Origin of the sequence: Synechococcus sp. PCC 7336 (assembly GCF_000332275.1) — a bacterium.
GTDB lineage: Bacteria > Cyanobacteriota > Cyanobacteriia > Thermostichales > PCC-7336 > PCC-7336.
On record NZ_CM001776.1, the window covers coordinates 2,771,989 to 2,787,753 of the forward strand.

The 15,765-nt window shown below is 49.7% G+C and carries 17 protein-coding genes; 13 read left to right on the forward strand and 4 right to left on the reverse strand.

All coding sequences use genetic code 11. The features are described from left to right. Positions 1-6 precede the first annotated feature (6 nt). Positions 7-258: a hypothetical protein gene (locus SYN7336_RS13205; RefSeq protein ID WP_017326426.1), complete on the reverse strand. Its 252-nt coding sequence runs from the start codon at positions 256-258 to the stop codon at positions 7-9. A 42-nt stretch (positions 259-300) separates the two neighbouring features. On the opposite strand from SYN7336_RS13205, the gene SYN7336_RS31515 reads away from it, so the two are divergent. The 5 genes from SYN7336_RS31515 (at position 301) to SYN7336_RS13245 (ending at position 5,302) form a co-directional block, all read left to right on the forward strand. After that, positions 301-786, forward strand: a complete 486-nt coding sequence (locus SYN7336_RS31515) for a DUF1778 domain-containing protein (RefSeq protein WP_051039813.1) — start codon at positions 301-303, stop codon at positions 784-786. After that, entirely contained in the window at positions 786-1,238 is a 453-nt protein-coding gene (locus tag SYN7336_RS25840) for a GNAT family N-acetyltransferase (protein WP_202951104.1), read from the forward strand. Before SYN7336_RS31515 ends, SYN7336_RS25840 begins: the two co-directional genes overlap by 1 nt. 901 nt (positions 1,239-2,139) lie before the next feature. Further along, positions 2,140-3,159 (forward strand): DNA cytosine methyltransferase, encoded by a 1,020-nt coding sequence (locus SYN7336_RS13230; RefSeq protein WP_017326429.1) that lies wholly within the window; start codon positions 2,140-2,142, stop codon positions 3,157-3,159. A gap of 10 nt (positions 3,160-3,169) precedes the next feature. Continuing rightward, positions 3,170-4,927, forward strand: a complete 1,758-nt coding sequence (locus SYN7336_RS13240) for an ATP-dependent endonuclease (RefSeq protein WP_083885727.1) — start codon at positions 3,170-3,172, stop codon at positions 4,925-4,927. Positions 4,928-4,966: 39 nt separating this feature from the next. Next, positions 4,967-5,302 (forward strand): helix-turn-helix domain-containing protein, encoded by a 336-nt coding sequence (locus tag SYN7336_RS13245; protein ID WP_017326432.1) that lies wholly within the window; start codon positions 4,967-4,969, stop codon positions 5,300-5,302. 380 nt (positions 5,303-5,682) lie between these two features. Here the strand turns inward: SYN7336_RS13245 and SYN7336_RS30900 are convergent, their stop codons facing one another. Continuing rightward, the gene (locus SYN7336_RS30900; RefSeq protein WP_156820143.1) at positions 5,683-5,820 is read right to left on the reverse strand and encodes a hypothetical protein; all 138 of its coding nucleotides are present in this window, start codon (positions 5,818-5,820) and stop codon (positions 5,683-5,685) included. Positions 5,821-5,897: 77 nt separating this feature from the next. Here SYN7336_RS30900 and SYN7336_RS31730 point away from each other — a divergent pair, with 77 nt between their 5' ends. The 3 genes from SYN7336_RS31730 to SYN7336_RS13260 all read left to right on the forward strand — a co-directional run bounded on the left by SYN7336_RS31730 (position 5,898) and on the right by SYN7336_RS13260 (position 10,661). Then, on the forward strand, positions 5,898-6,038 hold the full coding sequence (locus SYN7336_RS31730) for a hypothetical protein (RefSeq protein ID WP_017326433.1): 141 nt from the start codon (positions 5,898-5,900) through the stop codon (positions 6,036-6,038). Positions 6,039-6,115: 77 nt separating this feature from the next. Continuing rightward, complete coding sequence (locus tag SYN7336_RS13255) at positions 6,116-6,910, forward strand: DUF3800 domain-containing protein (protein ID WP_038027048.1); 795 nt, start codon at positions 6,116-6,118, stop codon at positions 6,908-6,910. Between the two features lie 247 nt (positions 6,911-7,157). After that, the gene (locus SYN7336_RS13260; protein ID WP_017326435.1) at positions 7,158-10,661 is read left to right on the forward strand and encodes a DNA polymerase III subunit alpha; all 3,504 of its coding nucleotides are present in this window, start codon (positions 7,158-7,160) and stop codon (positions 10,659-10,661) included. On the opposite strand, the gene SYN7336_RS13265 is transcribed toward SYN7336_RS13260, so the two are convergent. Next, positions 10,650-11,633, reverse strand: coding sequence for a glutathione S-transferase family protein (locus SYN7336_RS13265; RefSeq protein WP_017326436.1), 984 nt, complete (start codon positions 11,631-11,633; stop codon positions 10,650-10,652). The two genes, SYN7336_RS13260 and SYN7336_RS13265, sit on opposite strands and share 12 nt — an antisense overlap. 147 nt (positions 11,634-11,780) lie before the next feature. Between SYN7336_RS13265 and SYN7336_RS13270 the strand changes: the two genes are divergently transcribed. The 3 genes from SYN7336_RS13270 (at position 11,781) to SYN7336_RS30905 (ending at position 12,735) form a co-directional block, all read left to right on the forward strand. Continuing rightward, the gene (locus SYN7336_RS13270; RefSeq protein ID WP_017326437.1) at positions 11,781-12,041 is read left to right on the forward strand and encodes a ribbon-helix-helix protein, CopG family; all 261 of its coding nucleotides are present in this window, start codon (positions 11,781-11,783) and stop codon (positions 12,039-12,041) included. After that, a complete protein-coding gene (locus SYN7336_RS13275) occupies positions 12,025-12,291 on the forward strand; it encodes a type II toxin-antitoxin system RelE/ParE family toxin (RefSeq protein ID WP_026100974.1) in 267 nt (88 codons plus the stop codon). Before SYN7336_RS13270 ends, SYN7336_RS13275 begins: the two co-directional genes overlap by 17 nt. A 267-nt stretch (positions 12,292-12,558) precedes the next feature. Then, complete coding sequence (locus tag SYN7336_RS30905; protein ID WP_017326439.1) at positions 12,559-12,735, forward strand: hypothetical protein; 177 nt, start codon at positions 12,559-12,561, stop codon at positions 12,733-12,735. Between the two features lie 40 nt (positions 12,736-12,775). On the opposite strand, the gene clpS is transcribed toward SYN7336_RS30905, so the two are convergent. Next, positions 12,776-13,084, reverse strand: coding sequence for an ATP-dependent Clp protease adapter ClpS (clpS, locus tag SYN7336_RS13285; RefSeq protein WP_017326440.1), 309 nt, complete (start codon positions 13,082-13,084; stop codon positions 12,776-12,778). 448 nt (positions 13,085-13,532) lie between these two features. Between clpS and SYN7336_RS13295 the strand changes: the two genes are divergently transcribed. Both SYN7336_RS13295 and SYN7336_RS13300 read left to right on the forward strand, forming a co-directional pair. Beyond that, on the forward strand, positions 13,533-13,958 hold the full coding sequence (locus SYN7336_RS13295; RefSeq protein ID WP_227498503.1) for an FHA domain-containing protein: 426 nt from the start codon (positions 13,533-13,535) through the stop codon (positions 13,956-13,958). 112 nt (positions 13,959-14,070) lie between these two features. Further along, positions 14,071-15,702 (forward strand): sodium:proton antiporter, encoded by a 1,632-nt coding sequence (locus SYN7336_RS13300; protein WP_017326443.1) that lies wholly within the window; start codon positions 14,071-14,073, stop codon positions 15,700-15,702. Positions 15,703-15,765 lie beyond the last annotated feature (63 nt).

A 15,765-nucleotide genomic window follows, 5' to 3' on the forward strand; every position in this document is an offset into this window, starting at 1 on the left:
GTGGGGCTACTTGAGGGTCCATCCTCGGAGGGGATCGATCTCGGTAGCGAGGATGCCTTCTTCTGTTTCAGAGATGTCGGTTTGACCGGAGGCTCCTAAGCCTGCGAGGGCAAGCAAGCTAGAGAGACTAGACGTTTTTGGGAGATGGGTTGGCTCGGTTCTGAGGTGGAGTTGCTCGACGAAGGATGTTAACTCGGGTAGGGCTTCGTTGGGGAGAGATTCGATCGCTTGGATGATATCCTGGCGGGTTGGGCTCATGGGGAATGAGGTTGGTTAGTTTGAGCATTGTCTGGAGGACTGATGCAGTTTGGGTTTAGTTTAGCTCGTGCGATCGCCCTTTGGCTGAGGGGGGTTGGGGCGATCGCCGCGATCGGGTTCGATTTCGTAGACTGTAGGAAAGACGAGGGGCGATCGATGGAATTCCAAACGTTAGAGGGCACTTGGGAAGAGATTCTGACTCGTGCGGACGAGTTAGCCGGTCGGCGAGTTCGTTTGACTGTGCTGCCCGAAATTGATGGGGATAAGGCTGTCAAAGACACTGACGACACTGAAGCATTAATGCTCGACAAAACGCTTGAAGGACTGGTTGGAGTTGTTAATTCTGGTGAATCGGATTTGTCTTCCAGAACGGGCGAGGCATTGGTAGATCGAATAGCTCTGCAAGAGCGGACCGCGTTCTCTCTGAGTGACAAAGCTTGGCAGGCGTTTACTGAGGCGATCGATCGCCCTCCAGCAGATAACCCAGAGTTAGTCCGTCTGCTGCACTCGAGGTCTCCGTGGGAGTGATGTATAGATTGCCAGAGCCGTTGGCCGAGATCCACGGTACAGATGCATTTGACTGTGGGGATGAATCTCTGAATGATTGGCTGCAGCGGCAGTCCAGACAGAGTGAGCAGGTTGGCAATGCTCGGACTTATGTTGTTTGTGTTGAGAACGTTGTCGTGGGGTTCTACTGTTTGGCTGCGGGGAGTGTTGTCAGACAGGATGCCATCAAGCCAATGCAACGTAATGCTCCAGATCCTATTCCGGCGATCGTTCTCGGACGACTGGCGATCGATCTCAATCATCAGGGGCAGGGATTGGGGCGAGGGTTGGTGAAAGATGCCTTGCTTCGGGGACTACAGGCAGCCAATGTCATTGGAGCTAGGGCTTTTATCGTTCATGCGCTTAGCGATCGGGCAAGCTCTTCTATGAAAGTATGGGGTTCAAAGAATCACCCGTCGCGCCCAAAACGCTGATGTTTCCTCTCAAAGACCTACGGCAGGCGCTGAAATCAGCGGGATGGTAGCGCTTCTCTATATGGAGACTCTTCGCAGATAAACCACACCTTCACACGTCTGTCTTGGGAAATCTCCGAAGGGTTCGGACGGCATAGATCACCATAAGGAACAGAAAGGGATGTCAGGATTTGTTCTACTTGGAATTCGATGTGAAGGGTGGGGGATTAGGATTCTAGGAGGATCTCAGAATTCGATAAACCACATCTAGCTAGAAAACCGTAGTTTTGAAAATCAGCTACAGTGCTTACAGAGCAATGGCTTCAGTGTTCAGAGACTACCACTGGAAAATTCCATGTCTCTACGTGGATGGGGTTTATCATTTCCCTGACGAGTGGACAGCGCCTAAAACATAGTGTATTTTAGGCTTGGATAAGTGAGGTTCAGGTGCATAGCAAACTCAAGTATAAGGTTTAGTGTTTTCAGATGGGCTTGTTTTGTACTAGTTCTAACGGATTCTGTGGCAGCCGTATTTCTGGCCTTATAGCAGTATTTTGCTGCAAGCTTCTGTAGATATAGTGCATTATTTTGTTGTAAATATGTGTATCTTCTGACGAAAGATGAACTATAGATAACAGGGATGCAAGTTATGAGGCATTAAAATGTTTGCCTGAATAAGTAAAAACACTCCGACCACAGAAAACGTTAGAACCAGTTTTGTATCAATAGTCTGGACAGTTTTTACGAAAATGGCTGAAACCCGCATTCTACCGTTGATGATTGGGGCATCCAGACGGCCTGAAATCCGCATTCTACCGTTGCCTCTGAAAAACTGTCCGAAGTGTTGCTTGTATATAACTCAATATAATTGGTCCTATGTAGTGCATAATTACTAGTGATGCATCTTCGCGAATAATAATTCATGGTTGAAGTTTTTGATTTTTTCAGCGGTTGTGGGGGGACAAGCCTCGGTTTCCAGAACTATGGATTCAGAGTTATCGGTGCACTTGATTATGACAAAGACTCAGCAGAAACTTTCCGAAACAATTTCCCAAAAGTTACATTTATAGAAAAAGATATTAGGCAAGTCAAGCCTGAAGACCTGTCAGGCATATTAATGAAACAGCGCAAGACGCCTCTATTGTTTTGTGCATGTGCTCCATGTCAGCCTTTTACAGGTCAAAGAAGACTGATCAAGGAAAATGATTCCAGGAAATCTTTATTGTCAGAGTTCGAAAGGTTTGTCAGGTACTGGAAGCCAGACTTTATTTTTCTTGAGAATGTTCCCGGTATCCAGAATATAAACAAATCTGGAGAGGCTTTTAGTGGTTTTACAGAATTACTTGAAAAAGATAGATATAATTTTGATTATTCAGTAATAAAAGCATCTGAAATTGGAGTGCCACAAGTTAGAAAGAGATTCATCCTTACAGCATCATCGAATGGAAGGAAGGTAAGGCCGATCAAGGAAATTCTTGAGAAATACAGCCAACCTGAGACAAGTGTTAAGGATTGGATTGCAGATCTTCCTGCGATCAAAGCTGGTGAAAGACATCAAACAATCCCCAACCATGCGGCATTCAACCTTTCGGAGCAAAATCTTATCAGAATTCAACATACACCTGAAGGTGGAGATAGAAGAGATTGGCCAGAAGGACTAAGGGTAGGGTGTCACAAGAACTATCAAGGTCATACAGATGTATATGGCCGTATGAAGTGGGATGAGCCAGCTTCTACATTAACTACTAGATGTATAAGTTACTCGAATGGACGCTTTGGACACCCTGAGCAGCATCGAGCAATTAGTGTTCGTGAAGCCGCCAGATTACAAACATTTCCGGATGATTTTGTGTTTTATGGCAACTTAGGCTCATGTGCTCGACAGGTAGGAAATGCTGTTCCTCCCTTGATGGCTCAAAGGTTTTCCGAATCTTTTATTTAGAGAGAAAATTATGTCTCAAGATATGGATAGTCTCAAAAAAGCATTCCAATGTGGTAGTGACTATAAACCATATATTTCATCTATTGTATTTCCTAAATACAAAAATCTATCTCCTTCGTCTGAACTAACACTAGACTTTCCTTTGACATTACTTATCGGAAGGAATGGAACCAATAAAAGCTCGATACTACATGCATTATATGGTTGTCCCAGAGGAAAAAGTACAGGAGAGTACTGGTTTTCAACCTACACAGATCCTATTAGTGATAATTCAAGAGCAGCATACTTCTATCGATATACAGATGTGCAAACTGGCGACACTGCAGAAGTTCTGAAAACAAGAATCAACAGAAAGGGCGATCCTGATTATTGGGAACCTTCTCGACCAGTTCTTGAGTACGGAATGAAGCCATTCCCGACACTTGAAAACAAAAATCATCCTATAAGGTCGATGACCAGGTGGAATGCAATCAATAAGGAGGTGCTATATCTAGATTTCAGGGCAGAAATAAGTGCTTTCGATAAAGCATTTTATAAAGCTGTTAAAAACAGACTGGCACATAGAAAAGCACTTAGAAAATATTCAAGACCTCTCAAAGAGGCTATAAAAGAAAAACTTCAGAGTAAAAAATATTACAGAAAAGAAAGAATATCTGTAAATCATTTATTCACGCAAGCGCAACGATCAATCGTCAACAAAATTCTTGGTAGTGACTACAAGGAGATTATCTATATTGAACATGATTTCTACTTTTCTGGCAGCTTCTCAGTTTATATAAAAAAAGGGCACGAGAATAATTATTCAGAGGCTTTTGCAGGGAGTGGAGAGACGAGTATCATGCGACTTATTTATGCTATAGATAGATCTCCCGAAAAAGCATTGATACTCCTTGATGAGCCAGAGACCTCTTTACATATAGATGCACAGTATAAATTGAGGGAATTTATTTTAGAAAAAATAAAGGAAAAAAAGCTACAAGTTGTCATCTCAACTCATTCGCCATTTTTTGCTCGTGGTCTTCCAGATTGTGCAATTAAGGTACTTATTCGTGATGAGGACACAGAAAGAATTAAGCTGTTTAATTCATCTCCTGCTGATGAAAGCTCTTTTTATTTAGGTTATAAAAGACCTGAATCAAATAAGTCTTTGATTTTTGTTGAGGATAAACTCGCTCAAGCCTTACTAAGATTTGTGTTAAATAAAAGACTTTCTGAAAGTCAGCGGGATAAAATTACTGTGGATTTTATCCCTGGTGGTGTCAACACGATGCTTGATATGGCTGCAACTGAAATGCTGAAGGATAGATCAAATGCTAGTTTTGTTTTTGACGGAGATCAAATGCCTAATGGCGGCATCCGAAATCCTGAAGAGGTTCCACCTTCAGACAATGATCGCCTGAAAGACATTCTACAATGCACCTTTAAGTATTGTCCTCGTATACCTATGGATTCAAACAATCAAGAGCAGAAATTTGATCTTTATAGGAAATATTTATCTTTTGCAAGAAAGCACTTCCGGTATTTACCTTGTCAGACCTCAGAAGAGTTTATAGTTGCGAACCATAAAGAATTTACTGATCAGAATTCTTCAGATCCAAAGGAAGTTTTAAAAGATTATGCTGAACGTAAACTTTCTGATTCAGGAGAGATTAATTCGGACGCAATATTTTATCTCCAACGCACACTCTTGTCTGATATCCCAGAGAATAATGAAGTGTTCGACCAGATTTCAGAAATACTTGTCGAGTTGTCGGACTATGCATCTTAATAGAGTGTCGGTATCGAGAAGCTCTGGAGGATTTCAGAAATGAGCAGTGAAGTAAAAGCAACAGAAGTATTTCAGGGTAGTGGAAATGTATTTGCCGACCTGGAGTCAGAAGGTTCTGGTAAATTATATACTCGCGCTCAAATTAGATTTCAAGTGTTCGGGATTTTAGAAGAGAAGGGACTCAAACAAAAGGCGATCACAGAGCTGCTTGAGATTAAACAGTGGGAAGTCTCTCATCTGATGAATGGGTACTTCGACCGGTTCACAACGGATAGGCTGTTGGTGTTTCTTCAGCGGCTGGATTGGAAAGTTACTATTCAAATCAGTCCTCACAAGAGTAATGAGCCTTATCGAGCAGTTGTTCTAACTCGTTAGGGCGATCGCCAGTTTGAGCCTTGCTCAGCACTCGGTGCCGACCCTCGAACCCTAAACGTTTCCTTCAACATCGCCAACAAGCAAGCAGCGATCGCAAAGTACCCCCACTAGCCCCAAAAGAACGCGGCTGCTACTCCCCTCGCCCAGGATTGATGCTGCTGGCGAAATTCATATTCCGAAACATTGGCCATTTGTCTAGATGCCTGTGGCCCCCTTCCCCTAACCCCTACCCCCAACTTTGGGGGCAGGGGAACAAGGCCCCGTAAGGATTTTCGGCTGTTTCTCCCCTCTCCCAAACTTGGGAGAGGGGCCGGGGGTGAGGGCCATGCAGAGGACTTGCACCATGCCAATATTTCTAAATGTTAAATTGGCCAGCAGTATCAGGATTGGGAGAGGGGCCGGGGGTGAGGGCCGACTGACGCGATCCCCAGCACCAACAAAACCAATACTGGAGCTGCCTTTAAGCCCCAAACCGCTGTTTCTGCCGATTTCTGACGCATTAGAACTGTTTCTGCCATAGTAGAGCTGTGGCAATAATGTCACATGACGATTAAACAGAGCATATTGCAGACAGCATCATAACCCCCCGAGAACTATGGCAGACGTATTACTCAAAACCGGAGAGCTGATTCGTATCCCTGACGACGAGATCGCAGCCTATCTCGAAGAACATACCGATGACATCGAGTCCCGTCAGTTCCGTGCTAAGCGCAAACCTATCAAAACCTCCGCTTGACTGACAACCTTGGCCGTATGTTACTTTGCTCGATTAGGGATAAGCTTGAGACGATAAATATACTGCTAAATATTCTAATGGATCCTGAGTTCGCTCTTTTTCTAGATGAGACAGGCAGTCCAAAGCCCAATAGGAAAGATGCTTGCCCATACTTTGGCTTTGGCGGGGTTCTAGTAAAACGGCAGGATGAAAGGGTGATTCGAGATCGCCTCGATTGTTTCAAATCGAATTGGGACATGAAGAGCGAGACTCTATTACATGGTTCAGAAATTAGAGCCAGAAAGAGAGGATTTGCTTGGCTGGGTAAGTGTTCTGAGGAAGAGCAAGAACGATTCTTCGACGAGCTAACCAATGTAATTACGAGTCTACCGATTATTCTTACAGCTTGCGTTGTAGATCGGCAAGGTTATTTGAATAGATATGAAGCACAATATGGAACTAATACATGGGAAATGATGCGTTCAGCCTTCTGCATCGTTGTTGAGAGGGCTGCAAAATACATTGCATCTGAAGGAGGAAAACTAATGGTCTATTTTGAGAAAATTGGGAAGAAGGAGGATCGAATAATCAAAGGATACTTTAATGAGTTGAGGAGTAAAGGGAGTCCGTTCAATCCAAGCACCTCTGATAAGTACTCTCCGCTCGATCGCAATGAATACGCACAGCTACTGCGGGGCATCGAAGGGCTGCCAAAAACAAGAAGTGAGCTGCAAGTTGCCGACCTTTGCCTCTATCCGCTAGCAAGAGGTAAGCGAGAACCAAATAACAGAGCTTTTCAATCCTTAAAATCGAATCGATTGCTCATCAATGACAGAATTGAAGAGTCAGAAATAGAAAGATTGGGAATTAAATATTACTGTTTCGATACTTAAATACTCAAAAACCGCTGCTTACAGCGGTTAGGAGCGGCAGTCCTACAACTACCCCTGGGCTGAGCCCTCAACTCAATGTTACCCTCTTTCTGTGTGATTGACACACTTGCACGTTCTACTAGCGCCACAAACCTGTGCTACTAAAGACCTCTACAATACCGCTTTCCTAAAACTTGTGGAGACCCCACCTCATTAGCGTAAACACCTGGCAAACTAGGACTACAACCACCATCCAGAGCGATCGCCCATGTCCTTCGTCGGCCTGCACATCCACAGCGACTACAGCCTCCTCGACGGAGCCAGCCAGCTCCCCGACCTAGTCGATCGCGCCATCGAACTCAACATGCCAGCTGTCGCCCTCACCGACCACGGCGTCATGTGCGGAGCCGTCGAACTGCTCAAACTCACCCGAGGCAAGCCGATTAAACCCATCATCGGCAACGAAATGTACGTCATCAACGGCGACATCACCGACAAGAAAAAACGCTACCCCCGCTATCACCAAGTCGTCCTGGCCAAAAACACCCAAGGCTATAAAAACCTCGTCAAACTCACCACCATCTCCCACCTCGAAGGCATGCAGGGACGCGGCATCTTCCAACGCCCCTGTATTAATAAGGAACTACTCGAAAAACACCACGAAGGACTGATCGTCACCTCCGCCTGCCTCGGCGGCGAGCTGCCCCAAGCCATCATGCAGGGCCGCCCCGAAATCGCTCGCAAAGTGGCCCAGTGGTACCAAGACCTATTTGGAGAAGACTACTACATCGAACTGCAAGACCACGGCTCCCGCGAAGACCGGCTCGTCAATGTCGAACTGGTCAAAATCGCCCGCGAACTCGACATCGAAATCATCCTCACCAACGACTCCCACTTCATCTCCTGCAACGACGTCGAAGCCCACGACGCCCTGCTCTGCATCCAAACCGGCAAATCTGTCACCGAAGACAAGCGCCTGCGCTACAGCGGTACTGAATATCTCAAAAGCTGCGATGAAATGCGCCGGATCTGTCGCGATCACTTAACCGACGACGTTATCGAAGAGGCGATCGCCAACACCATCAAAGTGGCCAACAAAATCGAAGCCTACGACATCCTGGGCAAAACCAACCTGCCCGATTACCCCGTCCCCCCCGGTCACACCCCAGAAACCTACTTCGAAGACGTGGCCTGGAACGGGCTGCTCGATCGCCTTCAACTAACCAGCCGCGATCGCATCCCCGCAGAATACGACGCTCGCATGCGCAAAGAGCTCAAAATCATGCAGGACAAAGGCTTTGCCGCCTACTTCCTGGTGGTGTGGGACTTCATTCGTTTTTCTCGCGAGCAGAATATACCGGTCGGCCCCGGTCGGGGCTCGGCGGCGGGCTCGCTGGTGGCCTATTCCATGCGCATCACCAATATCGACCCAGTCAAATACGGCCTGCTGTTCGAGCGCTTCCTCAATCCCGAACGCAAGTCAATGCCCGATATCGACACGGATTTCTGCATCGAACGGCGGGATGAAGTGATTCAATACGTCACCGAAAAATACGGTCAGGACAAAGTTGCCCAGATTATCACCTTCAACCGCATGACCTCTAAGGCGGTGCTGAAGGACGTGGCTCGCGTGATGGATATTCCCTACGGCGACGCCGACAAAATGGCGAAGATGATCCCCGTCGCGCGGGGCAAACCAGCCAAACTGAAGACAATGATTGGCGAGAACACGCCAGAACCGGAATTTAGAGAGAAATACCTCAACGATCCCGTGGTGACCAAGTGGCTCGATATGGCCATGCGGATTGAGGGGACGAACAAAACCTCTGGCGTTCACGCTGCGGGGGTGGTGATTTCTAAACTGCCGCTGGATGAGATTGTACCGCTGCAGCGCAACAACGATGGCTCGGTGATCACGCAGTACTACATGGAAGATGTGGAAGCTTGCGGTTTGCTGAAAATGGACTTTTTGGGGCTGCGCAACCTAACTATGATTCAGCGAGCGGTCGATTTGATCGAAAAGACTAAAGGTGAAAAGTTAGATATCGATCTGATTCCAGAAGGCGATCTCAACACCTATAAATTATTAGAGAAAGGCGAATTAGAAGGGATTTTCCAATTGGAATCTTCTGGTATGAAGCAGGTAGTACGCGATCTCAAACCTTCTAATTTGGAAGATATTTCGTCAGTGTTGGCTCTGTACCGACCGGGACCGTTAGATACGGGCATGATTCCCGAATTTATCGATCGCAAGCACGGCAGAAAACAAATTACCTACGGTCACGAAATCCTGCAGCCCATCCTCCACGACACCTACGGCACGATTCTATACCAAGAGCAGATCATGCGGATCGCTCAAGATATGGCAGGTTACTCGTTGGGGCAAGCGGACCTGTTGCGGCGGGCGATGGGTAAGAAGAAGGTGGCTGAAATGGAGAAACACCGGGAAAAGTTTCTCGATGGGGCAGCCCGGAACGGCGTGCCCGGGTCCGTGGCTAAAGGACTGTTCGAGCAAATGTTGGTATTTGCCGAATATTGTTTCAACAAATCCCACTCCACAGCCTATGGATTTGTCACTTATCAAACAGCTTATCTGAAGGCTAATTACCCCGTGGAATATATGGCAGCGCTGCTGTCTTCCATTGGCGGCGATCGCGATAAGGTGCAGCGCTATATCGCCTATTGTCTGTCCCTCGGCATCGAGATCGAACCGCCGGATGTCAACCGTTCCGGTCTCGATTTCACCCCTTTGGAAAAGAGTATTCTGTTTGGGTTGGGCGGGGTGAAAAATATTGGGCAAGGGGCGATCGAGAATCTGATAGAAGAGCGCGAAAATAATGGCCCTTACCAGTCTCTATCGGATTTGTGCGATCGCGTCGATGGCCGCGCCGTCAACCGTCGAGCCTTAGAAGCCTTGATTCACGTGGGGGCATTCGACAAACTCAACCACAACCGCAAACAACTCATTGCCGATCTCGATGTGGTGCTGGATTGGGCCTCCAGTCGGGCCAAGGATCGGACCATCGGTCAGGCGAGCCTGTTCGATTTGATGGGAGGCAGCACTGATAATAGCGGAACTTCCGATAGCTTCGACGCTCCAACGGCACCTCATACCCAGGACTACCCTCAAGACGAACGGCTGCGGTTAGAAAAAGAGCTATTGGGCTTCTACGTTTCCGACCATCCCCTCAAGGACGTGCAGCGTCCTTCCCGCATTTTGGCCCCCATCAATTTGGGGGATTTGGCTGACTATAGCGACAAGATCGATATCAGCGCGATCGCCTTAATCGCCAACCTCAAGCCCGTTACCACCAAGAAGGGCGATCGCATGGCCATCCTTCAACTGGAGGATCTGACCGGTAGCTGCGAAGCGGTGGTGTTTCCCAAAACCCATGCCCTCATTCACGATCGCCTCATCCCCGACACGCGAGTCATGCTGTGGGGCAAAGTGGATAAGCGGGACGACCGGAAACAATTGATCGTGAATGACATCGAACCGCTAGAACAGGTGCAGATGGTGATGGTGAAATTGGAGGCCGATCGCGCCAGCGATATTGCCGTGCAGCACCAGCTCGCCGAGATTTTGCGGGAGCAAGCAGGCGATCGCGAGTCTCGCGGTCGCATTCCGGTGGTGGCGGAGGTGTGTGCGGGCGATCGCCGCCGCTTAGTACGATTCGGCAACCAGTTTTTGGTCAAAGATGCGATCGCAACGGTGGAGAAGTTGAATGCCCATCGCTTTGAGGCCAAGCGACAGCTCTTGTTAGCCACCTAACTGGTGGCGATCGTGGGGGGCCATAAAGTCGATCTCCGGTCCTACGGGCACGATGCGCGTGGGGTTGATGGTCTCGTGGCTGGCGTAATAGTGACCCTTGAGGTGGTCGAAATGAACGGTTTCGGCAACGCCGGGGGTTTGGTATAAGTCCCGCAGGTAGCCCCACAGGTTGAGATAATCCACAATGCGGCGAATGTTGCATTTGAAGTGACCCACGTATACCGGATCGAAGCGCACGAGGGTGGTGAACAAGCGCCAATCGGCTTCTGTGAGGCGATCGCCAGTTAAGTACCGCGTTTTGCCCAGGCGTTCTTCTAGCCAATCGAGGGTGTCGAATAGGGGTTTGACCGCTTGTTCGTAGGCGGCTTGGGTGGTGGCGAATCCAGATTTGTAGACGCCGTTGTTGACGGTGTCGTAGATGCGATCGTTGAGGGCGTCGATTTCGGCGCGCAATGGCTCGGGATAATAGTCTCCCGGTTTGGCCCCCAGCCCGTCGAAGGCACTGTTGAACATGCGAATGATTTCGGAGGATTCGTTGTTGACGATGGTGTGGGTGTGGGTGTCCCACAGAACGGGGACGGTGACTCGTCCGGTGTAGGTGGGGTCGGCTTTGGTGTAGACCTGGTGGAGGTATTGGGCTTGGTTGATGGAATCGGGAATGACGCCGTCGGCGGGGTCGAAGGTCCAGCCCTTTTCTGCCATATACCAATTCACCACCGAAATGGAAATGAGGTCTTCTAAGCCTTTGAGGGCTCTGAAAATCATCGTGCGGTGGGCCCAGGGGCAGGCATGGGAGACATAGAGGTGATAGCGATCGCCTTCCGCCTTAAATCCCCCTTTGCCTGTGGGGCCGGGGCTGCCGTCGGGGGTAACCCAATGGCGAAATTGGGAAGCTTTGCGCACGAAGCGTCCGCCCGTGCTTTTGGTGTCGTACCATTGGTCGTGCCAAATGCCATCAACGAGCAGTCCCATTTCCGCAAGCCTCAGTGATTTCTTCTAAAGTCAGTTGTCTGGTATCCGCAACTTAGCATCGATTTGCTAGTCACCTCTTGCGCTACATCATCACCGGCAACACTTGTTCGGACCCAATTACCTGGAGTGTCTACAGACTCTTGCGATATGCTGAATACATGTATTCATTTGGAGCGAGACATAGCTACTTCGATTCGCCTTTCCTCAGAAATCGAGCAGAGGCTCGACCTCCTGGCCAAGCAGACTGGTCGCACCAAGGCTTATTACCTACGTCAACTCATTGAGCAGGGACTTGAGGAGTTAGAAGACTACTACCTCGCCGCTGACGTGCTAGAGCGCGTCCGCAAGGGGCAAGAGCAGGTTCATTCTGCGGCTAATGTGAGGAAAGACCTTGGCCTGGACGATTGAGTACACTGACACGGCCAAAAAACAACTGCGGAAGCTCGATAAGCAAAGGGCAAGACGCATCCTCGATTATATGGATGAGCGCGTTGCTGAGAGAGAAGACCCTCGCAGCACTGGTAAAGCATTAACCGGCGCACTTGGAGGTTTATGGCGTTACCGCGTGGGGGATTGTCGGATTATCTGCGATATCCAGGACAAAGCATTGCTCGTTCTGGTGGTTAGACTCGGCGATCGCCGAGAGGTCTATCGATAACTGGCCCTAAGAACAGGAATTGTCGGACAGTTACAATCGCCTCAATTGAATGAGCAAATATTCTTGCCAGTAGGCTGAGGTTTTGCGCGATCGCTTTGTCGAGAAACGGCGATGTAATTTTCTTTCTCTTGCGGGAATCTTATTGATAGAAGCTAATTCAACCAACCTAATGCCAAATCTCGCAGCCATTGCTGGATATTTCAGTAATGGCTATTTTTTGACTGGTGTTTCTCATCCATCTCATTCGCATCCAAGCTAAGGATAGTGATGAATTTTGCAACTCTCTCTCGAACTTGGGCGATCGCAATTGCACTCTTTGCTTACATTGTCCTCGGGCCTGCTTTAGCGGGACTGATGGAGCTATTGCCTCAGATTTTGCTCGTGCTCTCTTTCCCTGTGGCCATTAGCTATCTCCTAATTCAGCTCGATCGCACCTCAGACTGAAGGGCGAACTCGACAGAGCCAAGCTCAGCCGAACGGCAAATTAATTTGCGGGTTCGAGGGGAGCCATGGTCAATCCTTCTCGTTTGAGTTGTGTATGATATAACTCTGCAGGCTCTTGAGGCCCCACCCAAACAATTGCTTGCCCCTGGTGATGGACTTGCATTGTCAACTCGTAGGCCAGAGTTGGATTCATATTAGGAATATATTTCAGCAGACATTTTTGGACGTGCTGGATCGTATTGAAATCGTCATCCAATACGATCACTTTATAGTTGGGGTACCGTTCCCTCGATCGGTCTAGGTTTCGACTGGGGGCAGACTGGGGTTTGACAGGAGCTTCAACCGGCATAATAACAATGGCAGTGCGACAGGGCGGTTTAGCGACAGATGATTTTACGATAGACGATTTTGCAGTTGCGATCCTAGCACTGACAATTCTGGGCCTACACAGGGGCGATCGCCCTGTCAAACCGACCTCACGATCGAGCGAGCTGCATCGGCGACCCGAAAAGAATACCCAATTTTGCCCGACTCGCGTGCGCGCGAAGCCTGTGAGATCCTACGGAATCCCTGAATCTTTTCAGAAACCCCGATACTAACTTCACTGAAATCTACGTAACTTCTAGCCAGCAAACTCGTGTCATAATAAGTGAAAATTTGCTGTCTCTACTTGCTATGAGTGGCAACGCTACGCAAAGTCGGCCTTATGGGTATCTTTCTGAATAGGAAAATTCCTTCGGGCATTTTAACCCGCGTCTCAATGCACTTGGCATCCTGTCGTTAAATTTGGTTCATTTGTGTTAGTACGTGAATCCAGCATCAGAGTTGCACCGATCTCCAGCATGGCCGATCGAAACGAGTCCTTTACTCCCCAATCCTGCCGACATATCTTGTCGGTAGAAGACTGCGACGGCTTGCGCGACCACGCGCTCGGAGCCCCGAAGTATTTTATTGGGCGCGATATTGCTAACGATATTTGTTTAAACTCTCAATTTGCTTCTCGCTATCACGCTTTGCTCCTGAGGGTGCCCGCCGAACGAGAAGGAGAGTATTTCTACCGCCTTCTAGATGGAGATCTAGAGGGGAAGCCGAGCACGAATGGTTTGACGGTCAACGGCCTGAAAGTCAGTGCCCACGAGCTGCACGAGGGCGACGAGATCTCGTTTGGCCCGGATGCAAAGGCGACCTACCGAGTCGAGTGTCTGTCTGCTGATGCCAAATAGGCGATCGCCGCGCGCACCCCATCTTCCGACGATCCTGCGAGACTGCAGAAGGGGTTTCTCCCAATCGCTACAATAAACCGACATCAGTTCCAAACACCTCGGGTGGGAAAGTATGTCGCCCCTATTGACCAGTTGGTTGTGGATTTTGCTGGGGGGATTCATCGCCGGACAGCTTGCCCGACGTCTGGGAGCTCCCCCATTACTGGGAGCTATTCTTGTTGGGCTGGCCTTGGGCTGGGGACAGGCGATCGCCCCAGAGGTGTTGGAGCAAGCCGCTGCGCCCCGCACCCTCGCAGTCACGATTGTGCTGATGCGGGCGGGATTGGGGCTCGATCGCAGTAAACTCGCCCAGCAGGGGACGGTAGCCTTGAGACTGGGGGTTTTGCCAGGAGCCTGCGAAGCGATCGCTATTGCAGCCATTTCCACCCGCTTGCTGGGTTTCGATTGGCCCACAGGACTGCTGTTGGGCTGCATTGTTGGGGCTGAGTCGCCTGCCGTGATCGTGCCGGGGATGTTGCGTCTCAAAAGCACTGGCTGGGGGGTAACCAAAGGAATCGCCGATGCAATTTTAACGGGGAGTGCCCTCTCCGATGCCCTACTCCTCTTAGTTTTCAGTCTTCTGCTCAACCTACTGACCCAAGGAAGCATCCCACAACTCGCTCTGCCGGGAGGTTGGTCCCTCAACGCTGCCCAACTGTTACCGCTGCAAGTCCTCCTGCAGGTGGGGTTGGGAGTTGCGATCGGATACGGGGTGGCCTGGGGGTTAGTCCGACTGTTGGCCCAGCAGCGATGGACTCAGAACGCTACTCAGGATCTGCTAGTGGCAGCGGGAATCTCGCTGCTGTTGGTGTTACTGGCTCAAAGATGGCCCTACTTCTCCGGCTATTTGGCGGCGATGTCGATGGGATTTTTCCTGATTGAATTGGATGCACCGCTGGCACGGCGATTGCGTGCGGGCTTTAACGGCCTCTGGGTGGTGGCCGAAATCGCTCTGTTTGTGCTGCTGGGAGCCAGTCTCGATCTGGCGGTGTTGGGCGATCGCCTCTTATCGGGACTCGCAGTCTTGACAGTTGGCCTGTTGCTCGGGCGAACGGCGGGATGGTATCTCTCCACTGTCGGCAGCGACTGGACGTGGCGGGAGCGGCTGTATTTACTGCCGGGGAATTCGGCCAAAGCGACAGTGCAAGCGGCCATTGGGGCAGTGCCCCTGTCGCAGGGGCTGGCGGGGGGCGAGACGATTTTGGCGATCGCAGCTCTCTCCATCCTCGTCACTGCACCGCTGGGGGCCTGGGCAATCCCATTTTTTGCCCCCAAATTGCTGCAGCGAGGGACAGTAGATCCCGCCAAAGTCGCGCTCTCGGAGCGGACGCGGGTGCTGGCAGCCGTGGATACCTCAGCGCTGGCGACATCCGTCTTACTGGAAGCCGCTAACTTTGCTCGCCGCACCGATGGAGACGCCATCCTACTGCACGTCTGCGTCACAGATAACCGCGAACAACTGCAATCCCTCCATTCACTCGCCAGCCCACTGTTGGCCGATATCCGCTACCGCTGGATCGCGATCGAGGGCAGCATTCCCGAAACCATCGTGCAGGTGGCCCGCGACTGTCAGGCCACCAATATCGTCATGGGCCGTCGGGGGCACCGCGATCGCATTCTGTTGGGGTCAGTCTCTCAAGCCGTGCTCGAAACCAGCCCATTGCCTGTAATGCTCGTGGAGGATCGCGATCGAACTCAGGTCTAAAAGGGGTCGAAAACTGGAAGTTCTGGCAGTCAGTGCGTAAGATCGTTGCGCCTATCCTTCGAA

Excerpts from the sequence above, each read along its gene's own strand:
- SYN7336_RS13205 (WP_017326426.1), bottom strand. The coding sequence starts at position 258 with ATGAGCCCAACCCGCCAGGATATCATCCAAGCGATCGAATCTCTCCCC.
- SYN7336_RS31515 (WP_051039813.1), top strand. The coding sequence starts at position 301 with ATGCAGTTTGGGTTTAGTTTAGCTCGTGCGATCGCCCTTTGGCTGAGG.
- SYN7336_RS25840 (WP_202951104.1), top strand. The coding sequence starts at position 786 with ATGTATAGATTGCCAGAGCCGTTGGCCGAGATCCACGGTACAGATGCA.
- SYN7336_RS13230 (WP_017326429.1), top strand. The coding sequence starts at position 2,140 with ATGGTTGAAGTTTTTGATTTTTTCAGCGGTTGTGGGGGGACAAGCCTC.
- SYN7336_RS13240 (WP_083885727.1), top strand. The coding sequence starts at position 3,170 with ATGTCTCAAGATATGGATAGTCTCAAAAAAGCATTCCAATGTGGTAGT.
- SYN7336_RS13245 (WP_017326432.1), top strand. The coding sequence starts at position 4,967 with ATGAGCAGTGAAGTAAAAGCAACAGAAGTATTTCAGGGTAGTGGAAAT.
- SYN7336_RS30900 (WP_156820143.1), bottom strand. The coding sequence starts at position 5,820 with ATGGCAGAAACAGTTCTAATGCGTCAGAAATCGGCAGAAACAGCGGTT.
- SYN7336_RS31730 (WP_017326433.1), top strand. The coding sequence starts at position 5,898 with ATGGCAGACGTATTACTCAAAACCGGAGAGCTGATTCGTATCCCTGAC.
- SYN7336_RS13255 (WP_038027048.1), top strand. The coding sequence starts at position 6,116 with ATGGATCCTGAGTTCGCTCTTTTTCTAGATGAGACAGGCAGTCCAAAG.
- SYN7336_RS13260 (WP_017326435.1), top strand. The coding sequence starts at position 7,158 with ATGTCCTTCGTCGGCCTGCACATCCACAGCGACTACAGCCTCCTCGAC.
- SYN7336_RS13265 (WP_017326436.1), bottom strand. The coding sequence starts at position 11,633 with ATGGGACTGCTCGTTGATGGCATTTGGCACGACCAATGGTACGACACC.
- SYN7336_RS13270 (WP_017326437.1), top strand. The coding sequence starts at position 11,781 with ATGCTGAATACATGTATTCATTTGGAGCGAGACATAGCTACTTCGATT.
- SYN7336_RS30905 (WP_017326439.1), top strand. The coding sequence starts at position 12,559 with ATGAATTTTGCAACTCTCTCTCGAACTTGGGCGATCGCAATTGCACTC.
- clpS (WP_017326440.1), bottom strand. The coding sequence starts at position 13,084 with ATGCCGGTTGAAGCTCCTGTCAAACCCCAGTCTGCCCCCAGTCGAAAC.
- SYN7336_RS13300 (WP_017326443.1), top strand. The coding sequence starts at position 14,071 with ATGTCGCCCCTATTGACCAGTTGGTTGTGGATTTTGCTGGGGGGATTC.